Annotated in this window: 1 protein-coding gene; it reads right to left on the reverse strand. The window is 36.3% G+C overall.

All coding sequences use genetic code 11. From position 1 onward, the window contains the following. Nucleotides 1-50 precede the first annotated feature (50 nt). Nucleotides 51-1223, reverse strand: a complete 1173-nt coding sequence (locus tag IDG63_RS14200) for an IS256-like element IS256 family transposase (protein ID WP_000195429.1) — start codon at nucleotides 1221-1223, stop codon at nucleotides 51-53. Nucleotides 1224-1324: the final 101 nt, after the last annotated feature.

Here is a 1324-nt window from a genome sequence, read left to right on the forward strand (position 1 = left end):
AGTCAAGTCCAGACTCCTGTGTAAAATGCTATACAATGTTTTTACCATTTCTACTTATCAAAATTGATGTATTTTCTTGAAGAATAAATCCATTCATCATGTAGGTCCATAAGAACGGCTCCAATTAAGCGATTGGCTGATGTTTGATTGGGGAAGATGCGAATAATCTTTTCTCTTCTGCGTACTTCTTGATTCAGTCGTTCAATTAGATTGGTACTCTTTAGTCGATTGTGGGAATTTCCTTGTACGGTATATTGAAAGGCGTCTTCGAATCCATCATCCAATGATGCGCAAGCTTTTGAATATTTTGGTTGATCGATATAATCATGAATCAATCGATTTTTAGCCTCACGCGCTAAGTTAATATCTGTGAACTTAAAAATTCCTTTAACAGCTTCTCTGAAAGATTTTGAATTTTTTTTAGGAATGGTGGTAAAGATATTTCTTAGGAAGTGAACTTGGCATCTTTGCCAACTTACGTTGGTGAAGGATTTTCTAATGGCAGAGACTAATCCTTTGTGCGCATCAGAAATAACGAGTTCCGTACCTTGTAAACCGCGTTCTTTTAGGTATTCAAAAAATGTTGTCCAGGTCTCTTCGCTTTCGCCACTTTGAATCATGAAGCCGATAATTTCACGGTCGCCATCTTTGGTTATTCCAATCGCTATATGACAGCTTTTTGAGAGTACTCGATTTTCTTCTCGTACTTTTATATAGAGTACATCGGTCATTAAGTAAGGATAATTTTTTTCTGATAATAAACGATTCTGCCACTCGTTAACCATAGGTTCTAGCTGTTCTGTTAAGCTAGAAACGAAGGACTTAGAGACGGATTTACCACAAAGTTCTTCCACAATTTTTGATACTTTACGAGTTGAAACGCCTGATACATACATTTCCAACATTGAAGCCATGAGGGCTTTTTCGTTTCGTTGATAACGTTCAAACACTGTGGGTGAAAAATGGCCATCACGTGTTCTGGGTACTTTTAATTCTAGCGTGCCTACACGTGTCGTAAAGCTGCGCTCATAATAGCCATTTCGTTGACTTTGTCGGTTTTCTGTTCGTTCATATTCTTTTGCTTGAATATATTCTGTTCGTTGATTTTCCATTAGTTGATTAAATACCGTTGTTAAAATATTTTTAGAAACGTCATCCTTTACAGAATATTCAATAATGCTTTGAATCTCTTCGCTTTTCAGTGTAAAATGTACTTGGGTCATGTAAAAGTCCTCCTGGGTATGTTTTTGTCGTTAAAAACATTGTACCGTAAAAGGACTGTTATATGGCCTTTTTACTTTTACACAATTATACGGACTTTATC

Source organism: Staphylococcus sp. EG-SA-14, from assembly GCF_017151935.1.
GTDB lineage: Bacteria > Bacillota > Bacilli > Staphylococcales > Staphylococcaceae > Staphylococcus > Staphylococcus aureus.